This window comes from Oceanobacillus jeddahensis (assembly GCF_000750635.1).
GTDB lineage: Bacteria > Bacillota > Bacilli > Bacillales > Amphibacillaceae > Oceanobacillus > Oceanobacillus jeddahense.
The window spans coordinates 395,506-416,901 of record NZ_CCDM010000001.1; the positions used below are offsets into that span (position 1 = coordinate 395,506).

The window sequence follows — 21,396 nt, forward strand, 5'->3', positions numbered from 1 at the left end:
GCATTTCATGGGAGATGGTGATTTATCGTGCTTTAAGTGTGTGGAAGCAGAACGGGTGATTGTAATCTTCCACTAGTCTTTATACTTCGCTTGTGTTGTGAATTGCTTTCCTTTCCTGTTTTAAAGGAAGCTTAGTGTCCAGTTCTGATAGGAGCAGGTGTGGTTTGTTGTTTCTGGGAGTCCCCGGTTCCCATTAAAATAAATGAACTTCTATCAACTAATAATGGTTACTTTTTGTGATCAATATTGTTTCCAGGCTAGCTAGTCCAATCTACTTTTTTCTTTGGATTTTATATACATACTCTCGCAAATGAAAAAAGAAGGGGTTCGTATGAAATAATGTACGAAAACCCTTCTTTTAAACATCTTTTTTATAGCTTTATACATTTAACTGTTTATCTTTAACATTTACAATTCTTTTTTCCGCTGCCGAACGCTTTATTGCTAATACAACCTTTAGTGTTTCTAACGCATCTTCTCCCGTTACGAGAGGAGGAGTATCCTTTTGAATCATATCGATAAAATGACGCAGCTCCGAAGTCATTGGATCATTTTCTTCAACAGAAAATTCCTTCTTTTGTAAATTGTGGTCCCATCCATACTGTGATTCTTTATATGTATACATTGTCATACTTGGGAAAGAAATACTTCCCTTTGTACCGAAAAAGAAGTAACAGTCATTTGCATTCTGTGGATACTTAGGATTTTCTCCTGCTGTAAGTTCGTATGACCACGGAGAAGGAACGCCATCAGAAACAAAGTAAGTCATTGTTGGCCCTTCTACAGTCTCAAGAAGAATGGATGCAGCGTCCTCTACTTCATGCTGTCGAATGTGATTTTTGCTAGAAGCGTATACTTGATCAATTGTTAGGCCAGTCATATATCTTATATTATCAATATCATGCGCGGCATTAATGAGCAATGGGCCGCCACCCTCCTTAATCCTCCATGCTTCATGGAAGTATGCAGGATCCTTTGCTAAAGCAAACATCATATGAACAGAAACCAGGTCACCAATGAGTCCGGATTCAATAATTTCCTTCATTTTATTTACTTTAGCAGAAAAACGGCGATGATGCCCGACTAGTAAACGAATATTCGCTGCTTGAGCGTGATTTATCATTTCTTGTCCTTCTGAAATAGTTGATGCAATTGGTTTCTCAATAAGTACATCCAATCCTTTTGCTGCACAAAGCTGCACTGCTTCGGCGTGTAAATGATTAGGGAGCGTTATAATCACACCATCTAGATCACATTGCTCAATTAAATCTTTATAGTCTGTAAATAAAGGAACTTGCAGCTCTTTTGCACGCTCCCTCGCTAATGTGTCGCTGCCAGCTACTGCCACAAGAACTGCTTCGTCCATTTTTAATAAATCCTTGGCAAACTTATAACCGTGATTTAGCCCAATAACCGCAATTTTCATAGCTATGATGAATCCCCTTCCTAATAGTACGTGTGAACATCCTCTAAATAAGCAATTAACTTTTTTTCAATTTTGTTTTAATAGTAGCAAAGAGATTGGTTTGACCGAGCACAGTAAAAATAAATAAAATAGTCAAAATCAATGTAATAGGTGTATTAATAAACCCGTATAAAAAGCCTCCAAATCCTTCTGATCCCATGTATGCTCTACGGAAAGACGTATCAATTAAAGGCCCGAGTACAATTCCGAGTACCAGAGGAGCGACAGGAATTTTATTAATTTTCATGATAAAACCAACAATTCCGAAGCCAAGCATCCAATATACATCGGTCATACTATTGTTAATAGAATAAGAACCAATAACCGTAATAACCGCAATGATTGGTAATAAAATTTGTTTTGGTACTGTAACTATCCTCATGAAAAGACTTACAACGAGTAAACCAAAAATCAGTATAAAAATATTTGCTAAAAGGGATGAGCCAACCATTACCCAAAATAGATCTCCACTTTGTTCCATTAATAATGGTCCGGGTTGTAATCCGTGAATAAATAGTGCACCAATGAAAATCGCAGTAACTGCATCCCCGGGAATTCCTAAGGTTAATAACGGAATGAGTGCTCCGCCGACGGCTGCGCTATTTGCTGCTTCCGGGGCAATCACTCCCTCATGTGCCCCTTTACCGAATTCACGGTTTGGTTTCTTCACTGTCTGTTTTGCATGGTCATATGCCAGCAAAGCAGCAATTTCTCCACCGGCTCCAGGAAGTGCACCGACAAAAACCCCAATAACGGACACTCGTAAGGACATTGGTAAAAATTTCAGTATAAAACGGAGAGGAGGGAAGACAGCTTTTTTCAGAAAGGCTGCTGCTCCTTTTTGATTCAATTCTCTCATTTGAAATAAAATTTCTGACATACCGAATAGACCAAGTAAAGCTATGATGAAGTTCACACCACTCATTAACTCCAAAGAACCAAAGGTAAACCGGGTGCCTCCTCCAATCGTATCCATACCGATGAGGCCGACAAGAATACCGGCGCCGGCAGCAAAAATTCCTTTCGCTGTGGCCCCCTTACTAAGACTTCCTACCAATAACAAGCCAAGCAAAGCTAATAATAAATAATCTCGTTGGCTAAAATTTATCGCAAAGGATGCAACTAAAGGAGCAAGTGTCCCTAATACTATTACGCCAACGATTCCGCCAACAAAAGAGTAAATGGTTGAGAGCGTTAATGCCATTCGTGCCTCGCCTTTTTGTGCTAATGGATAGCCATCAAAGGATGTGGCAACATTGGAAGGACCTCCAGGCATATTGATTAAAATCGAAGCACGGGAGCCGCCGAATACTCCCCCGAAATAAACGCCGAGCATAAGCGCTAATGCATCCATTAACTCCCATGAGTAGGTAAGTGAAAGAATTAATGCTACAGTTAATGTTACAGAAAGACCTGGAATCGCACCGAGGATGATTCCACCGAAAGTTCCAGCTGCAACTAAAAATAATAAATTCATATTTAATAAAGGTGTAAGAATTTGCTGAATAGTTTCCATGAAAAACGCCCCTTACGGAAAAATAATATGGAATAATTTTGTGAAAACTAAGTAGATAATAACTACACTTCCTATAGAGACGAGAATATTTTTCTTCCAGGATATTCCTCTAAGGTAAAATATACTTATTGATAAAAAAAGAAAAGTTGATACATTAAAAGGTAAAAAGGATATGGATAGCACATACAATATAATTAGAAGGAAGTAGGTAAATACTAATGTATATTGTTTTAATGTCATTTGAATATCCTCTGTTCCCGTAGGATTTTGACCATCCTCTTCATCTGTGGTTTGATCTAACTTTGTTTCCATGGTAGATTTTTCATTTTTCTTTTTAGAGAGATCTTGGATGATAACGATGATTCCCGTTATTATCATGACAATTATAATTAAAGTTGGTAAAAAGCTTCCTCCTGCAGGATCAAGCAGTGAGGCTTTTTCCATGACAAACGTTTGACTTAAAAATATAAGACTAACGATAATCATTATGAAGCCCGGAGCTACTTTTTTGATTGTCTGCACGTTAACTACTCCTTTCAAGTGAAAAATCATAGATCAGGTTACATAGCAACATAGTTATACTAAGTAACCTGAATGATTTATTCGGTTAGTTGTTTCTAAGAACAACTTTCATTATTCAGGCCTTGGAATACCTAACTCTTCTGGTGAAACAGTTGTCTCTCCAGATTCATAAAGCATCCATGCAGATGTAGAACGATTTTGCTCAACATAGTCGATCGCTTCTTGACCGTTAATATTTAAGTATTCCATACCTAAATTTTCTAATGTTTCTTGAAATTCGTCAGTTTGAATCGCTACTTCAAAAGATTCCGTCAAATCATCCAAGACTTCTTCCGGTGTATCTTTATGAGCAAAAACAGCTTGAAAAGGTCCCCAAGGTAAATACTTTTCCATTTCTGGATAGGAGTCTGTGATAGCCGGAACGTCTGGAAGTGCTTCGATTGTTTCATCATGGACGACAGTTAACATCCGAAAATCGCCGGACTCTAAATAATCCTGAGCAGCAGAAACAGTTACCGTAGTTGCGTCTACTTCGCCACTTAATAGGGCGGTAGTAACCGGACCTTCACCGTCATACGGGACGGTTTTAAATTCTGTATTCAATTCATTTTGAAGCATAGCTAGTACAACACTTGGAAGACCGCCTTCCCCAGTTGTGCCGAAAATAATATCATTTGGATTTGCAACTGCATCATCAACAAGATCTTCCAATGTCTGATAAGGTGAATCTGCTTTTACAATAACTCCTGCAAACGAGTTGGCAATAACAGATACAGGAACAAAATCTTCTTGATAGCTGCGATCAGAGATATCTAATACCTGGTATAAATTCGGATTTTCAGCGCCGAATAATAAAGTGTATCCATCAGCTGGACTATCATAGACAAATTGGGTAGCAATGGCACCGGCAGCTCCTGCTCTATTCTGCATAACCAGTGAGGTACCAATTTCATCTTCTACAAGTGGCGATAAAGTTCTGGCAATAATATCTGTTGCTCCACCTTCTCCCCACATAATAATGCCATCAATATTTTTCTCAGGATATGCATTGTTTGCACCATCTGCTCCATTATCCGAACCACATCCAGCTAATAATAAAATAATGATTGAAAAAAATAGAGTGACGGTATATTTTATGTTTTTTCTCATGTCATTTCCTCCGCTATATTATTCTCCTACTTTAGGGATACCTAACTCTTCTGGTGAGATACTTGTTTCTCCTGCTTCATAAAGCATCCAAGCAGAAGTTGATTGATTTGCTTCAACGAATTCACTTGCTTCTTCTCCATGTAGATTTAAAGGATCGACACCCAGGTCAGTAAGCTGGTTAATGAATTCTTCATCATTCTGTGCTTCTTCAAACCCATCACTTAATTTTTGAACAATTTCTTCCGGTGTATCCTTATGAGCAAAAATTCCTTGGAAAGGTCCCCATGGCAGATAAACTTCAAACTCTGGGTAAATATCTGTAATTGGTGGAACATCCGGAATGGAATCTAATGAACTATCATTAAGTACTGCTAACATCTTAAAATCTCCTGAGTCAACATATTCTTGAGCAGCAGAGACAGCAAGTACCGTAACATCAATTTCATCACCAAGTAAGGCAACTGCTAATGGGCCGTCACCATCATAAGGGATTTGATTAAATTCAATACCTAATTCGTTCTTTAACATGGCACTCGCAACATGTGGTAAGCCGCCTTCACCTGACGTTCCCATCAATAAACCTTCTGAACTTTCCTCCGCATAGGCAACCAAATCTTCCAAAGTATCAAACTCAGAATCTGCATTGACGACAATTCCAGCGTAGCTTTGTCCAATAATAGATACAGGAACAAAATCATTCATATAATCTCTTTCTGAAATATCTAAGACTTGATAGAGATTAGGGTTTTCAGCGCCAAATAATAAGTTATAGCCGTCAGCTGCCTGATCGTAAACATACTGCGTTGCGATAGCACCTGAAGCTCCGGTTCGGTTCTCCATAACAAGAGAAGTGCCAATTTCATCTTCAGCCACAGAGGCTAGTGTTCTTGAAATAATATCTGTTGCCCCTCCTTCGCCCCACTGGATGATTCCATTAATATCATTTTGAGGGAAGTCCTCTGCACTATCAGCACTTCCAGAGCCTGTACCATTACCACAAGCAGAGAGGATTAAAGATAGTAGAGTAACCAATGCGATAAAGAACAGTCTATTATTTAATAATTTATTCATTTTAATCAACCTTTCTTTTAGTATTTATGAAATGAAAAATTTTCTACTAAATCCCTCCTCGATCAATAATTTTGTAAGCGTTTACCTTTTTGACAACGATTGAATTCCACCAGGAGAAACTTTGTTTCCTGAAATGGAATTTGATAATAAACGTATTCTATCATATATTTTTTTGAATGTCATTACCAATTGAATTAAATTTTCTTTTTTTTCTAAATTGATAAATATAGATGAATGAATTTTTAAATCTGCGTAGCCTGGATCTATGTTGTATGCATGCTACATAAGCTTTAAAATTATAATCAAAAGATAGAATAAGATTTTCTATAAAACGAGTAATGTTCTTTCGTTTAAGAGTAAAGAAAAGGAATTCATATATCTAAAAATTTAAAATTTTGATTTGTTTAAATGGATAAAAGGATTGAAAAACAAATACAAGTATTATAAACTAAAAATATAATTCTGTTCTATAGAAACTAGTTCCATTATACAGAAATGATAAAGGAGGGGTTTAATAGATGGAAAATAATCCACAAGTAATTCGTTCCGTTCAAAGAGCTATTGATATTCTTAAATGTTTTGATGAAAAGAATGATGAGCTGACACTGACTGAAATCGCAGATCAAACTGAACTGGCTAAATCGACAGCAACAAGATTACTCGGTACGTTGGAAGAAAATAATTTTGTTGAAAGAGAGGTTACTTCTGGAAAATACCGATTAGGCAAAGAGTTGTATTTCTTAGGGTATACTGCTGGACGTTCGATGGAAATAAAAGAAGTTGCTAAAGCAACCATGCTGCGTTTACGGGAACAGTTAAAAGAAACGATCAACCTTTATGTATTAGAAGGAGAGAATAGAGTTTGTATTCAGCAGTTTGAAAGTTTGCAATCTGTAAAACATATCGTTCAAATTGGGCAGAAGCTTCCATTAACAGTTGGCGCAAGCGGAAAAGTGTTACTTGCCTATCAACCTAAAGAATTTATCGAGGAAGTTATGTCGAAACAAGTTATGGTTAAGAGCAAACAGGATTTACTTACTGAGCTATACCGAATTGTAGAAGAAAGATATGTTGAAAGTATTGAAGAAAGAGAAGTTGGTACTTCAGCGGCGGCTGCACCAATATTCGATATTCACGGTAATATGGTTGCTGCCTTATCGGTATCGGGTCCTGCGCATCGGTTTAATCCAAGTAAAAAGGCAGATTTGAAAACAATCCTGATTGCTGCAGCGCTTGAGATATCTTCTAATATGGGGTACTCTCTGTAAACAAAAAATGAAAGGGTTTACAATTTTAGGGGGAAGTTATTTTGATATTGTGATAATGAATAGAAGGTCAGAATGGCTTATTCTTTGCTAGCATTTTTCATGATAGTTATTGATAATATTTTGGAGGGAACAAACATGGAGACCAAAAGTTTCGGACCATTAACTGGTATAAAAATTCTGGATATATCCACGATGATTGCAGCTCCATTCGGTGCAACATTACTTGCTGATTTTGGAGCAGAAGTTATTAAAATTGAATTACCAAATAAAGGAGATACACTGCGGACTGTCGGACCATGGAAGGATGGAGAAGCACTGCGCTGGCCGGGTCTGGCACGTAATAAGAAATCATTAACTTTAGATATTCGTACGACGGAAGGGAAAAAAATCTTTAAAAAGCTCATTGCATCCTCTGATATCCTTATAGAAAATTTTCGGCCGGGAACGTTAGAAAAATGGGATCTGGGTTATGAAACATTAAAAGAAGAGAATCCTGAACTGGTCATGGTTCGTGTTTCTGGTTATGGGCAAACAGGCCCTTACCGCAAGAAAGCAGGGTTCGGAACACCGGGTACTGCATTCAGCGGACATACTTCCATTCAGGGGTATCCTGACCGCCCTCCTGTAAGCCCGTCTTACTCTTTGCTAGATTATATTACCGGAATATATGTTGCTTTTGCAGCGGTAGCAGCTTTATACCACCGGGATACAGGTGAAAATAAAGAAGGACAAGTCGTGGAAATGGGCTTATATGAATCGATCTTTAGAATGCTGGAATTTTTGGTTGCGGAATATGACCAAAATAAAGTGGTGCGTGAAAGAAGCCCCGGGTTATCAGGCCACTCTAGTCCTGCCGGTACATATGAGACAAAGGATGGAAAATTTGTTGTGCTTGTATGCAGTACCGATTCGACTTTTGATCGATTGGCAAAGACGATGAACCGGGAAGATATGCTGAAAGATGAACGTTATTATACAAATGCAGTTCGTTTAAAAAATGATGCTGAAGTACAAGAGATTGTCTCCACCTGGATTAAGAAACATACGCAAAAAGAATTAACCGAGATTTTGGACGCAGAAGGAGTTCCGGTGAGTCCAATTTATACCATTGAAGATATTTTTAATGATCCGCAATTTAAGGAACGGGAAAATATCGTCGAGGTAGAGCATCCCCGATTAGGAAAGGTGAAAGTTCCAGGAATTGTTCCAAAGTTTTCTAAAACACCAGGAGCAATCCGTCACCGTGCGCCAGAGCTGGGTGAGCATAATAGTGAAATTCTAGAAGAGATGCTTGGTCTGTCAGAAGAGGAAATCAATGCTTTAGAAGAGCAAGGTATCATCTGAAGAAAACAGAAAAGAAAATGATATGACAAGTATGGAGGGATGGATGAAATGAAAAAGATAGTACTTCCAGAAAAAGTAACGGTTTGTGAAGTTGCTCCACGAGACGGTTTACAGACGATTCCTGAATGGATTGAGACCAAGGATAAAATTAAAATGGTGAAAAATTTAGTAGCAACAGGGATACCTTCCCTGGAAATTACTTCTTTTGTTCATCCAAAGGCTATCCCGCAGTTAAAGGATGCGGAAGAAGTCGTTACAGCAGTGATCGATGAGTTAGAGGATGTTGAGGTGCGTGCATTGGTTCCAAATTTACGTGGCGCACAGCGAGCGGCAGATGCGGGCGTCAGGAAGCTGAAAACCATGCTTTCGGCTACGGATTCACATAGTTTATCGAATGCAAATGACACTGTAGTAAATGCACAGGAAAAACTGATGCCTATCTTTGAATATGCAGATGAACGGAATATCAAAGTGATGGGGTCTATATCGGTTGCATTTGGATGTCCGTTTGAAGGTATTGTACCAGTCGAGAATTTAATAGAAATTATTGAGCGTTATGTTAAAGTGGGAGTTCGTGAAATTTCGCTGGCAGATTCTACTGGAATGGCTCAGCCAATACAAGTTTATGAAACGTTAGGTGTATTAAAAGAGGCATTTCCGGAACTTGCTTATTCCATGCATTTTCATAACACGCGTGGAGCCGCGCTTGCGAACACTTTTGCTGCACTTCAACAAGGCGTAACATTATATGATAGTTCGATTGGCGGCTTGGGAGGTTGTCCATACTTACCAAATGCGACGGGTAATGTTGCAACCGAAGATCTTGTTCATATGTTTGAAGAAATGGGAATTGATACAGGTATCAACTTGGAAAAAGTGATTGATGTTGCAAACGATACGCTTGATTTGCTGCATGCACAGGGTGATAGCTATATGCTGATGGCAGGGCCATCCTCTAAACTGCACGACAAGCCTAGTGGACAAACGAAATTGAACAGTTAAACAAAAAAGCACCTCGATGAAAGAAAAATCCGAATCGCAGTTCGGATTTTTTCTTTGCTTAAAATAACTGATACGACATTCCCTTTTAACTTCCCCATGCCAGACTGCCCAGCATATAAACAGAAGAAATAATGGTAATAATAGCGATAAAAATCTTCAGTTGTGCAACGGGAACTTTATTGGCAACTCGAGAACCGGTTAAAATACCAATAGTCGTACCAATCAAGCTAAAGAGAATAAATAAATGCATGTCGTCGATGCTCGCATATGTGAAATAACCAAAGATAGACGGAAGCGCAATGACAACAGAGTTTAACAGCCCAACACCGACTGCAGTGCGGATATTCACGCCAAGACTTGCAAGTAACGGCACAACTAAAATCGGACCGCCTGCCCCTGTTAAAGCGCAAATCGCTGCGGTCAGGATACCCAGTAATATAATCCATGCCGGCTGTTTTAATATAAATGATTTGTTATTTTCTGTTTCACTATCAGATCGTGCATTATTTTTCTTGAGTATAATCGAAAGTCCTGCAAACAGGACAAATAAGTAAAGCAGCAGTTTTGCCAGGGTTTCTGAAATAAGGACGTTAATTTGTACACCGAGAAAAGCCCCGGGCAGACTGCCGATGCTTAAATAAAGTGCTAATTTAAAATCCATATACTTCAGCTTCCAATAGGAGTACGCACCAATGATACCGGCAACGAGAAATGCTAAGAAGCTGAGAGCCAGGGAGTCATGAACAGGGAGCCCCAGAAAACCGACATAAATAATTGGCAACAGGAAACCGGAAACGCCGGATAATCCTACCAATATACCAATAATTAAATTTGCTATAAATACGATAAAAAACGTTAACATCTAACTGACCTCAACTCTCTAATTACTTTTCACAAGGAGAAGAGCGCTTCAACATGGTGTTAAACCGCTCCATATACATTATCTAAATTTTAGCACGAACGATGAGGTCGTCCATAGCTTTTTTACTTTCGTACTTAATTCTTTCTTCATCCAGTGTTAAAACTTCTCGATTTTTCATCAAAATACGTCCATTTACAATAACATCAGCAACATCATTACTATTTGCTGATTCAATTAATGTATTTGTCAGCTGATGAGTCGGCCCAATATGTGGCTGATCTATATTTATTAATATCATATCTGCTTTTTTGCCGACTTCAAGGCTTCCCAATTGTTTATCCTGCAGCATTGCCTTTGCACCGCCGAGTGTTGCCATCTCCAGGATGTTTTTCGAAGGCATCACAACCGGATCAAAAATGGGAACACCCCAGAAAGCGCGCATCAGGGATTTAAAAACCTTCATTTGATCAAATAAACTTAAGCCGGAGTGGGCAGAACCATCTGTTCCTAAACCAATGCTAACACCCTTTTGCATTAAACTAGGCGATTTTGTAACCCCTTTTCCAGCGTTGCTAATCGGACAGTGAACCACCTTGCTATCATATTTCTGAATAAGGTCCATTTCATTTTCAGATAAAAGAATACTGTGAGCCCCTAAGAAATTTTTATCCAGCACACCTAAGGACTCTAAATATTCGTACGGGCGCATTTGGAAGTTTTCCAGGCAATAGCTGATTTCATTCGTATACTCATTCATGTGGGTCTGCATACCTGTCCCCGATGCTATTGCTATTTCATAGACTTTCTGAATTAATTCAGGTGTACAAGTAATCAGTGATCGTAAGGAATACCACACATGGATCCGCCCATCTGCTTTCTCATGATAAGCGTCAAACAGGTCTTTATTTCTTTGAATATTATGTTCCATTGTTGTTTTCATCGATTCGGGGATGGCCGCGCCAGTATCCATTGTAGAACAAGTAAGCACACCCCGTAATCCGGAAGTTTCCACGGCTTCTGCTACTTTGTGCATATAGCTTCCACCAGCATCAATAAAACCAATTGTTCCAGCTTTTAGCATCTCTAAACAGCTTAATTCTGCACTAATCGCTACATCCTCTTCCCGGAGGTTACTTTCAAATGGGACCATAATACGTGTCCAAATCATTGGGTATTCATCTGAAATTCTTCCACGTAAGAGCTGCTGATTTGTATGTGTATGTGCATCAATTAAACCTGGCATGACCAGTTTGCCTTTTCCATCTAAGGTTTCTTTTGCAACATATATTTGCGTAAGTTCTTTTTCGATAGCTACGATCTTATGGTCTTTGATAACGATATTTTGCCCGTGATTTATTTCAAAATCAGAGGTTAATATAGAGCAGTTTTTAATCAGTAAATCTGCATTCATTTTATTTCTCCTTTAAAACACGTTGAAAAAGACTGCGTTATCAGTCTTTTTCAATATTGTTTTTTATTCCATTATAATTGAAGTGCTGCATAATTTGCTAAGTTTTTCTAAGGATTAAAAAGCATTTGTAACCGTTAAAAATACTTGTGCAAATACCGCTTGAAGCAAGAATGTCCCGGTAAATACAAATACGGCGATAATAACCATTTTCCAGCTTTGGCTCATAAATGCTTTGAAATCAAGTCCAATTCCTGCCAATGTTCCAACGACAGTAATTGGCGCAGTAAAAGAAATTAAAGAGGTATAGTAAATAATTGGATCCGAGATTGGTGAAATCGGACTGGCTAATAGTAAACCAGTTAAAGCCACATACACAACAGCAGGTATTTTTAAAGGGAGCAGTTTCGCAATGAATATCCCGATAAATGCAATACTGGATAAAATTAATACACCAGGAATGGACTCTAAAATCGAAATATCATTTTGAAAAAAGTTTGCAATGATTGTTGTTAGGACAGATGTAAATAAAAGAGAGATTGTCCAATCTTTCATGCTCATATTCATTGTGACATCCTGCTTTCTGCTGTTGTTTTAGGGCTGTGATTTTTATTTCTTCGTCTGAATTTAGGTTCTAACCAGCCATACATTTTATTGACAAGCGGTAACGAAATGAATAGTGTAAAGTAAATTCCAGTAATTGCTGATAACATATCACTCATCCCGGCCAGCATTACGATTTGATCTGCATAGGCTGGATAAATGGTTGCCAGCGTACTGGAGGCGGCTGCCATCATCACACCACTGCCGACGCCGCTCGCCATTGCCAGTGCTAATGGATGAAAGAAATCAAATGAGGCAACAATGCTTGCTAACAAACCAAGATACGTTGTTCCAATCAGAAACCCGATAATATAAATAGAAAGGGAACCGCGAGCTTCAGGAGAGTTTGCACCGTATTTGCTGCAAATCAAACCATAATCTTTATCGCGGTTGGTAGAGCTTGTTGCGCCGATGGATTCTCTTTTAAGACCAAGAAACAACGCAATAGGCAGAGCAAATAACATCGTTCCAATGGTTCCAAATTCCTGAAAAACAAGTGCCGGACCGACATTCACAAGTTCTGGAAGATTAGACCCTGCCATGACACCGATTTTTGCCATAAATGGGGAGATGGCAACAAGAACGAGCTGCGATGCTTTTTTTGATTCTTTCTTTTTAAGGAATTTGAGTACATCTTTTCCAAATATGATACTGATAACAATGGCGAATAACATTGGGTAAAGCACGATTAATGCAGAACCGACATTAAATTGAATTGTCCCGATAAGTTCGGCGATAAGGACAATACCAAATGCAATTGCATAGAGCCGGTAGTTTTCCTTGAGATGTCCAATAATAGTGGTTTTTTGAGGTGCTTTTTCCATAGTGTGTTTTTCCTCCTTAGATATAATGCCAAATCAATGCCGTTGCAAATAAAAAAACGCTAGTAAGTTTTTTCTACTGGCGTTTCAGTTTGGCATATGAAAAACACAAAAAAGACCAACGTAAACAGGTTATTAGGCGCACTTCAGCAGTTTTCCTTAGAAAGGAGCACACCATGAGCTGAAAATAAATGAAAAACATACATTGTTTTAACAGCAATAGGATACCTGTAAGATGAAAAAGGGAAATCTTATCCGATTGATCGTTTGTGATTTTCTATAGTCAAACCATTTACGGTAGTTTGGTAGAAACTTTTGGACCATATTTCCAACTTTATATAGATAATCAAAATACGAATATTAAATTGTTTTATTTGTTTAACGTTCGTGTATTAGTAACTTACAATAATTTAAGAAGAATGTCAAAGGTTTTTTAATGGGAATTATATAAAATTCCTTACACTTTACGAAAAAATATATAATAAGGTTAGCCATAGATAGTGAAGAAAAAATAAAAGATATTAAATAAGAGGAATTGGGAAAGCTTTGTGGTAGTATTTGAATATATTTCTTTTATTCTCAACTATCGCACCTAAGAATAAGCAAATATTTCTTGCTGTTTCAGGATTATCAAGTTCTTTTTTATTGTGCTTGCTTTTTAGTTAAATCAGCTTTTTTTGAATGAATAATAGTGTATAGCTTCCGCTCCGTCCAACCACTCCGCTTTCCGACGTACAGGACGTGCAAGTGCAGGCGTTGTGACAGGGCGAGTAATCGCAGTCCCAGGAGTCACGGGTTTAGCCTGCAAACCACTTAGGAGGAGTCTGCGGGGTTGGACTCCGCTTAATTAGGATTCTACAGCGAATGAATGAAATAACATCCTGTTGGAGTGGACGAAATAGTATCTCTATCGCTTGATGACACGATCATTCCGTTATTTCAAATGGATGGTTTAGCAGTTCGACTCAAAAAAGCATGGATAATTAACATGAGGAATAGCTTTCTTGCACAGAAAGAAATTATTGCTGAATATTTTTACCATGTACTAAGAAAAATCTCCTTTGCCTGATCTACTTTTATTTGTTCAGCTATTCCACATATAGAACACCTTACTAGCGGAGGCGGACCGTTTTGACTCCTGTGGGATCAGCACCATCTGAAGATCCACTTTTGCCAAGCGATCTTCTTGGCAAAAGTTAGCTGAAGAGCGTGCCCCTAGGAAAGCAAAACGGTCCGCCGCAGCGGTGATTTTACACCTCACCTTCTATTCTTTCTTTGTCAAGGAAGTTAACAAAAGAACAATCACTCCTGTTTCTATGGAAAGGAAGTTTCTTTTTAAGGTGCGAAAGTTGAGTTTTATTCATTATCATCGATGATAAAATGCTTCCATTTATCTGTCGTTTTCGAAAGAACAAACAGGTGTGGACAGAAAACGAACGTTTAAACAGACGGGATAATTAATATGGAGTGATAAGTCTTGCTTTTACTGCAGTATAATTAATGTAGAAGTAAAAAAAATCAAATGCCCATATCTTTTTGCAGTACGTAACCGTTTATATTATAGAGAAGCGTAAAGGAGTGAGTGACATGTGCGCTAGGCCTAGCACAAATCGAAATGAAGAAGATACGTTCTTTCACACGATGTATCGTCAACTTTCCCATTACTGCTTTTTCCTGTCTCAGAACAAATGGGATGGCGAAGAATTAGTACAGGAAACGTTAAAGAAAGCGCTGATAAGCTATGGAAATCCGGATTCTTGGAATGTTACTTTACTGAAAAAAATTGCTTATCATGCATGGATTGATAAAAATCGAAGAAAAACAGCTGAAACAGAGTATTTCGTGGAAGAGGAATCAGAACACAAAAATAATTATGAGGAAATAGAAGCATTGGTGACGAAGTTGCTTTCTTTCATGACGATGAAACAATGTATCGTGTTTCTGATGAAGGATGTATTCCGATATCAGATCAATGAAATTGCAGATAACTGTGGGATGTCTGATACAGCAGTGAAAGCAATGTTAAACAGGGCAAGAAAACATATACAAAACATGAAAGAAGAGGAAGCTTTGGTTCAAGATGATGAAATTCCTTATGAAAACAATGCGGAAAGTGTTGTTTCAGTTGTTGTCCAGGTAGTTAAAGCGAATGATCCAGCTAAATTGATTCAGCTGATTCCAGAAATCTTTATGACGAATCATCTGGAACTGAGATTGATTCATTCAACACATCGTCCTTCTTCTTACGCTCTCTCGCTGGCAGCATAAGCTGTCAGAATCATGCGAGTTACAAGGAGGATTTAGATGAATACGGTTCCTTATGTCATTGAACAGTCCGGTCGCGGAGAAAGGTCTTATGATATTTTTTCGCGGTTATTAAAAGATCGAATTATTATGGTCAGTGATGAAGTCAATGACCAGATGGCGAATAGTATTGTTGCACAGCTGTTATTTTTAGCTGCAGAGGATGCTGAAAAGGATATTTCTGTTTATATTAACAGTCCCGGGGGCTCCACTTCGGCGGGTTTTGCCATTTTTGATACAATGCAATTTATTAAACCTGATGTTCGTACCATATGCACGGGCTTGGCAGCTTCGATGGGAGCGTTGCTATTACTGTCTGGGGCAGAAGGGAAACGCTTTGCTCTTCCAAACAGCGAAATTATGCTTCATCAGCCTTTGGGAGGGGCGCGTGGTCAAGCAACAGAAATCGATATTTCAGCAAAACGAATTATTAAGCTTCGGGAAAAAATAAACCATATTATTGCAGAACATTCCGGACAGCCTATGGAGAAGGTAGCGGCTGATACAGAAAGAGATTATTTTTTAAGTGCAGAAGAAGCGAAAGAATATGGTTTAATTGATAAAATTATTTAATTTGAGAGCGGGCTGTCATAAGAGATTATGGCAGCCTGATATTGCTTTACTAGCGTGAAGCAATATGTTAGACATGGTGTTGCGAACCAGACGGTGCTGTGCTAGGATGAATGTAATTATAAGGAGGAGGGATTCTTTTGATCGATAACCAATCTTTGCGTTAATGCAGACGTTTCAGACACGATATGTGCCCAGATGAAGGATTGGTCTATCTTTTTTAAATCCCTATACGGTAACAAGCAGGAGTAGGGAGCGAAGTCTATTTGTCCCTGCTTTTTTAGCTTTAAGAGTATCCTTTGCTGGCTGCACGTATAAAAGCAGAATAAATAAAGAAGGATGTGGCAGATTTGGATAAACAAACTGTGTCAGGATTAGCTTCCAAATATGGATTAGATTTGAAAGAAAACTCTATCCGTTTTAATGAATCCGGATTGGATTTTCTCGTTGCTTATGCGGAGGATACAAATGGGATGGAATGGGTATTAAGAATACCGAGACGTGACGATGTGATGGAAAGGACAGTGGACGAACAGAAAGTGTTGGAGGTTGTCCATCAGCATGTGTCTTTTCAAGTTCCTCTCTGGTCGATTTATGAAAATGATTTAATTGCATACAAAAAGCTGAAGGGCGTTCCTGCCGGTACCATTGATCCATCGATTCAAAATTATGTCTGGGAAATGGATATTGAAAACATCCCCGAACAATTTCACCAGAGCCAAGGCAAGGTGTTAGCATCTTTGCATAATGTACCGAAAAAAGAAGCAGAAAAAGCGGGTATCCCTTCGCATTCAGCAAAAGAAGCACGAGCATTAATGAAAGAACGGATGGAGAAGGTAAAGGAACGTTTTGGCGTTTCGGATGAGCTTTGGAATCGTTGGCAGAACTGGTTGAATAATGAAGAGCTGTGGCCCAAAGAAACTGGTATGATGCATGGTGATCTGCATGCCGGTCATATGATGATTGATGGCGAGACAAGGGTGACTGGTTTAATCGATTGGACAGAAGCGAAAGTAACGGATGTTTCGAATGATTTTGTTTTCCAATATAAAGCTTTTGGTGAAGAAGCGCTTGAAAAACTCCTTCATTATTATAAAGAAGCTGGAGGGATTTTCTGGCCTAAAATGAAGGAGCATATTATAGAGTTGGATGCTGCTTATGCTGTAGCAATTGCCGAGTTTGCGATGATTTCTGGCATGGAGGAATATGAGCAAATGGCTAGGGGTGCATTGGGAGTTGGGGAATAATTACGAGAATAGATTTATAGTAAATGATTGGAATAAGAGTAGCCACCCTTAAGCGATAGGGGTGGCTATTTAAATGGGGAATATTTCATTACTTAGGTGTATTTTATTATATATCTAACTGCAATGTTTCTGTAGTTTTTGCAATAAATTGAATTTTAGGGCAGGATAAAATGAATTACTCATCTTTCATGCGCTCTTTTAATTCTTCTTTTGCCTTTTCAACAATTTCAGGGTTTTGAAAGAATTCCATAGAAGTTCTGGCCATTGCTTTACTGCTTACTTGTATACAACGTTTTCCTGCTGGTGAATTCGCTAAATCTCTGAATTGTTCTGTATGATTGGATATTTTATAATCTGGAAAAATCGTCACATAAGGGTTACAAATTGGGATGACCCTTGAGACATTTCCAAGGTCTTCGCCGCCGTAATCAAAAGGCATGCCTTCCATTACAGGTTCATCAATGTCTATAAGTTCTTTTCTACAAACTTCGGACAAGGTTTCATTTGGAACTCTGCCTAAATAACCAGGTTTAATGTTAAAATTTACCTCACACCCTGTAGCAAGTGCTGCTCCCTCAGCGCAATGACGGACTTTTTCTGTATAATCTTCTAAATCTTTTGCTTTAAAGCAACTTAATGATACTTTAATAGAAACAAAATCGGGAATTTGACCGGTACTTTTTCCGCCATTTTCAATGATACCAGATAAGCGGAGATCAGATTTACAATGTTGTCTCATTAATCCAGTTGCAACAAAATATAGATTGGCAGCATTTAAAGCATTGATACCTTTAGCAGGGTGGGAAGAAGCATGAGCTGACTTACCTTTAAACTCAATTCTTATAGAATTAGACGACATGCATTCTCCAGCTAGTCTGGTTGTATCACTAGTAGGGTGCATGAATACAATTGCATCAATTCCATCAAAGGCATTTTGCTCTAACAATTTTATTTTACCTCCGCCAGATTCTTCGGCAGGTGTACCCATAACGATAAATGTACCAGCAATTTCATTGTCTTCCATGAATTTTTTAGTTTCTAAAGCGGTACCTAAAGCAGAAGTACAAATTAAATTATGCCCACATGCATGTCCAATCTCTGGTAAGGCATCATATTCCGAAACAACAGCTAAGGTTAAATTGCCAGGTTTACATTGAAAAGTTGCTTTATATGCTGTTTCCAGACCACCCAGATTTCTTTCTACTTCAAAACCATTCTCCTCCAAAAATTCACATTGCACACGACAAGCTTCTTTTTCCTCAAATGCAAGCTCTGGGCGAGCATGTATATATTGAGCCATATCCCAAAGCTCTTCTAATCTGGAATCTAAATAATCGTCATACCTTGTTTTATTGATATCCATGTAAAAACTCCTTTAGATAATTATTTAGTATAGTTTAATTGGCAGTAGGATCCCTATTTTCAAGATCCACAAGATAATAGAAATTGAAAGTATGGACCTACTAATAATATAAGCTTGAGCTATACAACTAGCAGTAGCTCCAACGAGATAATTAATCTTAAACTCCGCTCTTTCTGTGGAAATAAGAACTTAAAGAGAATCAAGTTTCACTTTATGAACTTGATAATATTCCGAAGAACCCAGTAACCAATGAAATAAGAATCAGCATAATAATTAATTTATTGTAATTCTGTCCTTTGTACTTAAAGTAGAAGTAAATGGAGAATACAGCGCATAATGGCAATATTCCTACTAGAATTTGATCTAATATCTCCTGAAGTACAATGGGATCAGAGTCCATGATGGAAAATTGGATAGGGGTGGAAACATTTATATATGTTGATGATAATGCTCCCATCATAAATAGTCCCAGAATACTTGCGCTCGTAATAATATTGTTAATGAGACCTGTCTGCATCAGCTTCATTACAGATTCTTTACCTAGGTGGTAACCTGACTTCAGCATTCCAAATCCGATAAGAACAATAGCTAGTGGGAAAAGGAAAGGAATGACTGCTCCAACAAAAACGCCATTTAAAGCAAGTGAGCAAGCTAATGCTAGAATAATAGGCCTTAGTGTGCCCCAAATCAAAGTGTCTCCAATACCTGCAATTGGCCCCATCAATCCAGTCTTAAAACCTGTAACAACCTCTTCTGTAATTTCATTTCCTTTTGCTTTTTCTTCTTCCATGGATAGGGTAACACCGTGAATCATAGAACCAAAAGTTCCTTCCGAATTATAAAATTGAATATGTCTTTTTAAAGCTTCTCGATACCCCTCATCATCTCCTTTGTACAATTTTCGAAGACTTCCAGATAAAGCAAAGCAAAATGATAAAGCTTGTAATCGTTCATAAGAATTACTTACTTCAACACACGAATACCAGCGTGCAAAAGTTTTAAATAAATCTTTATTAGATAAAGCTCTTTTTTCGGCTTCCTCAATTGGGTCTGTAGGTTTTGAACTCATTCTAGCTCAACTCCTTTTTTTTATTTATTGAGTTAAAGAGAACAATAGCTGCGACACAAGCGCCGAATACAGCTGCTGCCATTGTATTTATTTCCAAATAAGCTACCGCAAAAAAACCAATAAAAAAGTAAGGCATAAGTTCTCTTTTTCCAATAATCAGAAGGATAATGGCGAAACCAAGTGCTGGCAAAATACCGCCTGCTACACTAAAGCCATCAATAATTCCTTGTGGCATAGCATCCATGATAAAGGTGACAGTGTCTGCACCTAATAATGTAATGAAAAAAACCGGTGTAAAAGTTATAACAAACAGCAAAATGGTTGGATAAGTAATCGCACAGTTGAAAATTCCTCTCTGATTTAAATTTTCCGCATGCTTTTCAGCTTTGGAAATCCAATAAGAGTTTGAAATTCTTCTTAATTGGTCTAAAAATACACCTAGCACTCCAAATGGAACAGCGAGCCCGACTGCAAGCTCGGTGGATAAATCAGTTTGTAATGCAATTGGAATCGCTATAATCCCTGCAAGTGACTGGTCAGCAGGCATATTCCCTCCTGTATTGATAATACCGATATAAATCAGCTGTATGGTAGCTCCGATAATTAATCCTTCTGTTAACTTTCCGTATACCAAGCCAAGAATTAAACCATAAAAAAGTGGGGATCCTGTTGCAGCGGATAGACCATATCCAATTCGACTAGTACCGAGAAAGTATAAAAAACCACATAATATAGAAATCAATAAATTCATTTGGATAGCTCCTTTCCTATAAGATTTCTATTTTTTCATGGATTGAAATTTTTCTAATGCTTTTTTTATTTCCATCTTTGGTTCATCAGGTACTTGATGTAAGTAAATGTTGCACCCATCCTCATCTAACTCTTTTAACATACTGGAGTCCTCTTCGTTTAATGTAATGGGTCCAAAAACTGTCACCCTGCCCGGTCCTGCTCCTAATCCTCCAATTTGAATATCTTTTATAGGTAGCCCTTTCTTGATAGATCGATAGACTGTTTCAACATCTTTAAATAGAATAAATAATTTACCACTTCCTAATTGATCCTTGTTCCAAGAATCAATTGCAGTATCCACAGAAAAGACATCTACATCAACACTTGGTGGGGCTGCCATTACATAAATATTTTTCATAAAATCATCTGCCGCTAAAACATCGTTGATAATTACAATTCGATTTGCAGAAGTTTGCCTAATCCATTTTGTAATTACTTGTCCATGAATTAACCTAAAATCAACACGTACCATTTGTATGTCTGCCATTTCTAATTCCCCCTAAATAATATTTTTCAATTGGTAATAAGTAAGTTATAACTTAAAAAATCATTTCGGTAAGCGTTTGCAAAAAAAGAGTACATCATTTAATTTTTAATTTCTGGAAGTTGCAAGTGTTGACAACTTAATAAAGCAGCTTCTCTTATTTGAGCTACACTTTCTTTTGTAAAAGGTTTATTTTGACGCATAACAGCTTCCATTAACATCATGGAGTTTAAACCGGATAAAATATTTATTTGGTAATCTTTACTAAATGTTAATGCGATATTAGAAGTAGTACCTCCAGCAATATCAGTGAGAATAAGTGAATTATCCGGCATTTTTGTTATTCTTTCTTTCACCTTTTGAAGAAACGTTTCTGTAGTATCAGAGGGCTCTAAAGCTATTTCACTAACACCATGTATTTCTCCGATAATCATGGTTAATTTTTCCTTTAGTGTCAGCCCCCATCCGCCGTGTGTTAATAATAAAATCTCATATTTGTTTGGCTTTTCTACCATTCATTTCACCTCCTTGTCTAT

At 37.9% G+C, this 21,396-nt stretch carries 20 protein-coding genes and 1 riboswitch; of the genes, 6 read left to right on the forward strand and 14 right to left on the reverse strand.

Annotated elements, in window-relative coordinates; all coding sequences use genetic code 11:
- Nucleotides 1-379: 379 nt before the first annotated feature.
- The 5 genes from BN986_RS01790 to BN986_RS01810 all read right to left on the reverse strand — a co-directional run bounded on the left by BN986_RS01790 (nt 380) and on the right by BN986_RS01810 (nt 5,723).
- Nucleotides 380-1,426 (reverse strand): Gfo/Idh/MocA family protein, encoded by a 1,047-nt coding sequence (locus BN986_RS01790; protein WP_052400576.1) that lies wholly within the window; start codon nt 1,424-1,426, stop codon nt 380-382.
- Between the two features lie 55 nt (nt 1,427-1,481).
- A complete protein-coding gene (locus tag BN986_RS01795) occupies nt 1,482-2,981 on the reverse strand; it encodes a tripartite tricarboxylate transporter permease (RefSeq protein WP_040977931.1) in 1,500 nt (499 codons plus the stop codon).
- A 12-nt stretch (nt 2,982-2,993) separates the two neighbouring features.
- Nucleotides 2,994-3,503 carry a tripartite tricarboxylate transporter TctB family protein gene (locus BN986_RS01800; protein ID WP_040977932.1) on the reverse strand — a complete coding sequence of 170 codons (510 nt, stop codon included), beginning with the start codon at nt 3,501-3,503 and terminating at the stop codon, nt 2,994-2,996.
- Nucleotides 3,504-3,614: 111 nt separating this feature from the next.
- Nucleotides 3,615-4,652 (reverse strand): tripartite tricarboxylate transporter substrate binding protein, encoded by a 1,038-nt coding sequence (locus tag BN986_RS01805; RefSeq protein ID WP_052400577.1) that lies wholly within the window; start codon nt 4,650-4,652, stop codon nt 3,615-3,617.
- A gap of 18 nt (nt 4,653-4,670) precedes the next feature.
- Nucleotides 4,671-5,723 (reverse strand): Bug family tripartite tricarboxylate transporter substrate binding protein, encoded by a 1,053-nt coding sequence (locus tag BN986_RS01810; RefSeq protein ID WP_052400578.1) that lies wholly within the window; start codon nt 5,721-5,723, stop codon nt 4,671-4,673.
- Between the two features lie 518 nt (nt 5,724-6,241).
- Here BN986_RS01810 and BN986_RS01815 point away from each other — a divergent pair.
- The 3 genes from BN986_RS01815 to BN986_RS01825 all read left to right on the forward strand — a co-directional run bounded on the left by BN986_RS01815 (nt 6,242) and on the right by BN986_RS01825 (nt 9,337).
- Nucleotides 6,242-6,991, forward strand: coding sequence for an IclR family transcriptional regulator (locus BN986_RS01815; RefSeq protein ID WP_040977933.1), 750 nt, complete (start codon nt 6,242-6,244; stop codon nt 6,989-6,991).
- Nucleotides 6,992-7,126: 135 nt separating this feature from the next.
- Nucleotides 7,127-8,335 (forward strand): CaiB/BaiF CoA transferase family protein, encoded by a 1,209-nt coding sequence (locus tag BN986_RS01820; RefSeq protein WP_040979115.1) that lies wholly within the window; start codon nt 7,127-7,129, stop codon nt 8,333-8,335.
- A 48-nt stretch (nt 8,336-8,383) separates the two neighbouring features.
- Nucleotides 8,384-9,337, forward strand: coding sequence for a hydroxymethylglutaryl-CoA lyase (locus BN986_RS01825; protein ID WP_316244913.1), 954 nt, complete (start codon nt 8,384-8,386; stop codon nt 9,335-9,337).
- 85 nt (nt 9,338-9,422) lie between these two features.
- Here the strand turns inward: BN986_RS01825 and BN986_RS01830 are convergent, their stop codons facing one another.
- The 4 genes from BN986_RS01830 to BN986_RS01845 form a co-directional block, all read right to left on the reverse strand.
- Nucleotides 9,423-10,199, reverse strand: a complete 777-nt coding sequence (locus BN986_RS01830; protein ID WP_040977935.1) for a sulfite exporter TauE/SafE family protein — start codon at nt 10,197-10,199, stop codon at nt 9,423-9,425.
- 82 nt (nt 10,200-10,281) lie between these two features.
- A complete protein-coding gene (locus BN986_RS01835) occupies nt 10,282-11,610 on the reverse strand; it encodes an amidohydrolase family protein (protein ID WP_040977936.1) in 1,329 nt (442 codons plus the stop codon).
- A 114-nt stretch (nt 11,611-11,724) separates the two neighbouring features.
- Nucleotides 11,725-12,174: a hypothetical protein gene (locus BN986_RS01840; protein WP_052400579.1), complete on the reverse strand. Its 450-nt coding sequence runs from the start codon at nt 12,172-12,174 to the stop codon at nt 11,725-11,727.
- Nucleotides 12,171-13,034 carry a DUF3100 domain-containing protein gene (locus tag BN986_RS01845; RefSeq protein WP_052400580.1) on the reverse strand — a complete coding sequence of 288 codons (864 nt, stop codon included), beginning with the start codon at nt 13,032-13,034 and terminating at the stop codon, nt 12,171-12,173. Before BN986_RS01845 ends, BN986_RS01840 begins: the two co-directional genes overlap by 4 nt.
- 257 nt (nt 13,035-13,291) lie before the next feature.
- Nucleotides 13,292-13,393: riboswitch (purine riboswitch) on the reverse strand.
- Between the two features lie 1,225 nt (nt 13,394-14,618).
- On the opposite strand from BN986_RS01845, the gene BN986_RS01850 reads away from it, so the two are divergent.
- The 3 genes from BN986_RS01850 (at nt 14,619) to BN986_RS01860 (ending at nt 17,152) form a co-directional block, all read left to right on the forward strand.
- Nucleotides 14,619-15,299, forward strand: coding sequence for a sigma factor-like helix-turn-helix DNA-binding protein (locus BN986_RS01850; protein WP_040977937.1), 681 nt, complete (start codon nt 14,619-14,621; stop codon nt 15,297-15,299).
- Between the two features lie 36 nt (nt 15,300-15,335).
- On the forward strand, nt 15,336-15,908 hold the full coding sequence (gene clpP / locus BN986_RS01855; protein WP_040977938.1) for an ATP-dependent Clp endopeptidase proteolytic subunit ClpP: 573 nt from the start codon (nt 15,336-15,338) through the stop codon (nt 15,906-15,908).
- 347 nt (nt 15,909-16,255) lie between these two features.
- Nucleotides 16,256-17,152, forward strand: a complete 897-nt coding sequence (locus BN986_RS01860) for a macrolide 2'-phosphotransferase (RefSeq protein WP_040977939.1) — start codon at nt 16,256-16,258, stop codon at nt 17,150-17,152.
- 175 nt (nt 17,153-17,327) lie between these two features.
- Here the strand turns inward: BN986_RS01860 and BN986_RS01865 are convergent, their stop codons facing one another.
- The 5 genes from BN986_RS01865 to BN986_RS01885 all read right to left on the reverse strand — a co-directional run bounded on the left by BN986_RS01865 (nt 17,328) and on the right by BN986_RS01885 (nt 21,375).
- Nucleotides 17,328-18,515 carry an amidohydrolase gene (locus tag BN986_RS01865; protein ID WP_040977940.1) on the reverse strand — a complete coding sequence of 396 codons (1,188 nt, stop codon included), beginning with the start codon at nt 18,513-18,515 and terminating at the stop codon, nt 17,328-17,330.
- A 211-nt stretch (nt 18,516-18,726) separates the two neighbouring features.
- Nucleotides 18,727-19,584 (reverse strand): PTS system mannose/fructose/sorbose family transporter subunit IID, encoded by an 858-nt coding sequence (locus tag BN986_RS01870; RefSeq protein ID WP_040977941.1) that lies wholly within the window; start codon nt 19,582-19,584, stop codon nt 18,727-18,729.
- 1 nt (nt 19,585) lies between these two features.
- Complete coding sequence (locus tag BN986_RS01875) at nt 19,586-20,335, reverse strand: PTS mannose/fructose/sorbose/N-acetylgalactosamine transporter subunit IIC (protein WP_040977942.1); 750 nt, start codon at nt 20,333-20,335, stop codon at nt 19,586-19,588.
- A 27-nt stretch (nt 20,336-20,362) separates the two neighbouring features.
- Nucleotides 20,363-20,863, reverse strand: a complete 501-nt coding sequence (locus BN986_RS01880) for a PTS sugar transporter subunit IIB (RefSeq protein WP_040977943.1) — start codon at nt 20,861-20,863, stop codon at nt 20,363-20,365.
- A gap of 98 nt (nt 20,864-20,961) precedes the next feature.
- Nucleotides 20,962-21,375, reverse strand: a complete 414-nt coding sequence (locus tag BN986_RS01885; RefSeq protein ID WP_040977944.1) for a PTS sugar transporter subunit IIA — start codon at nt 21,373-21,375, stop codon at nt 20,962-20,964.
- Nucleotides 21,376-21,396: the final 21 nt, after the last annotated feature.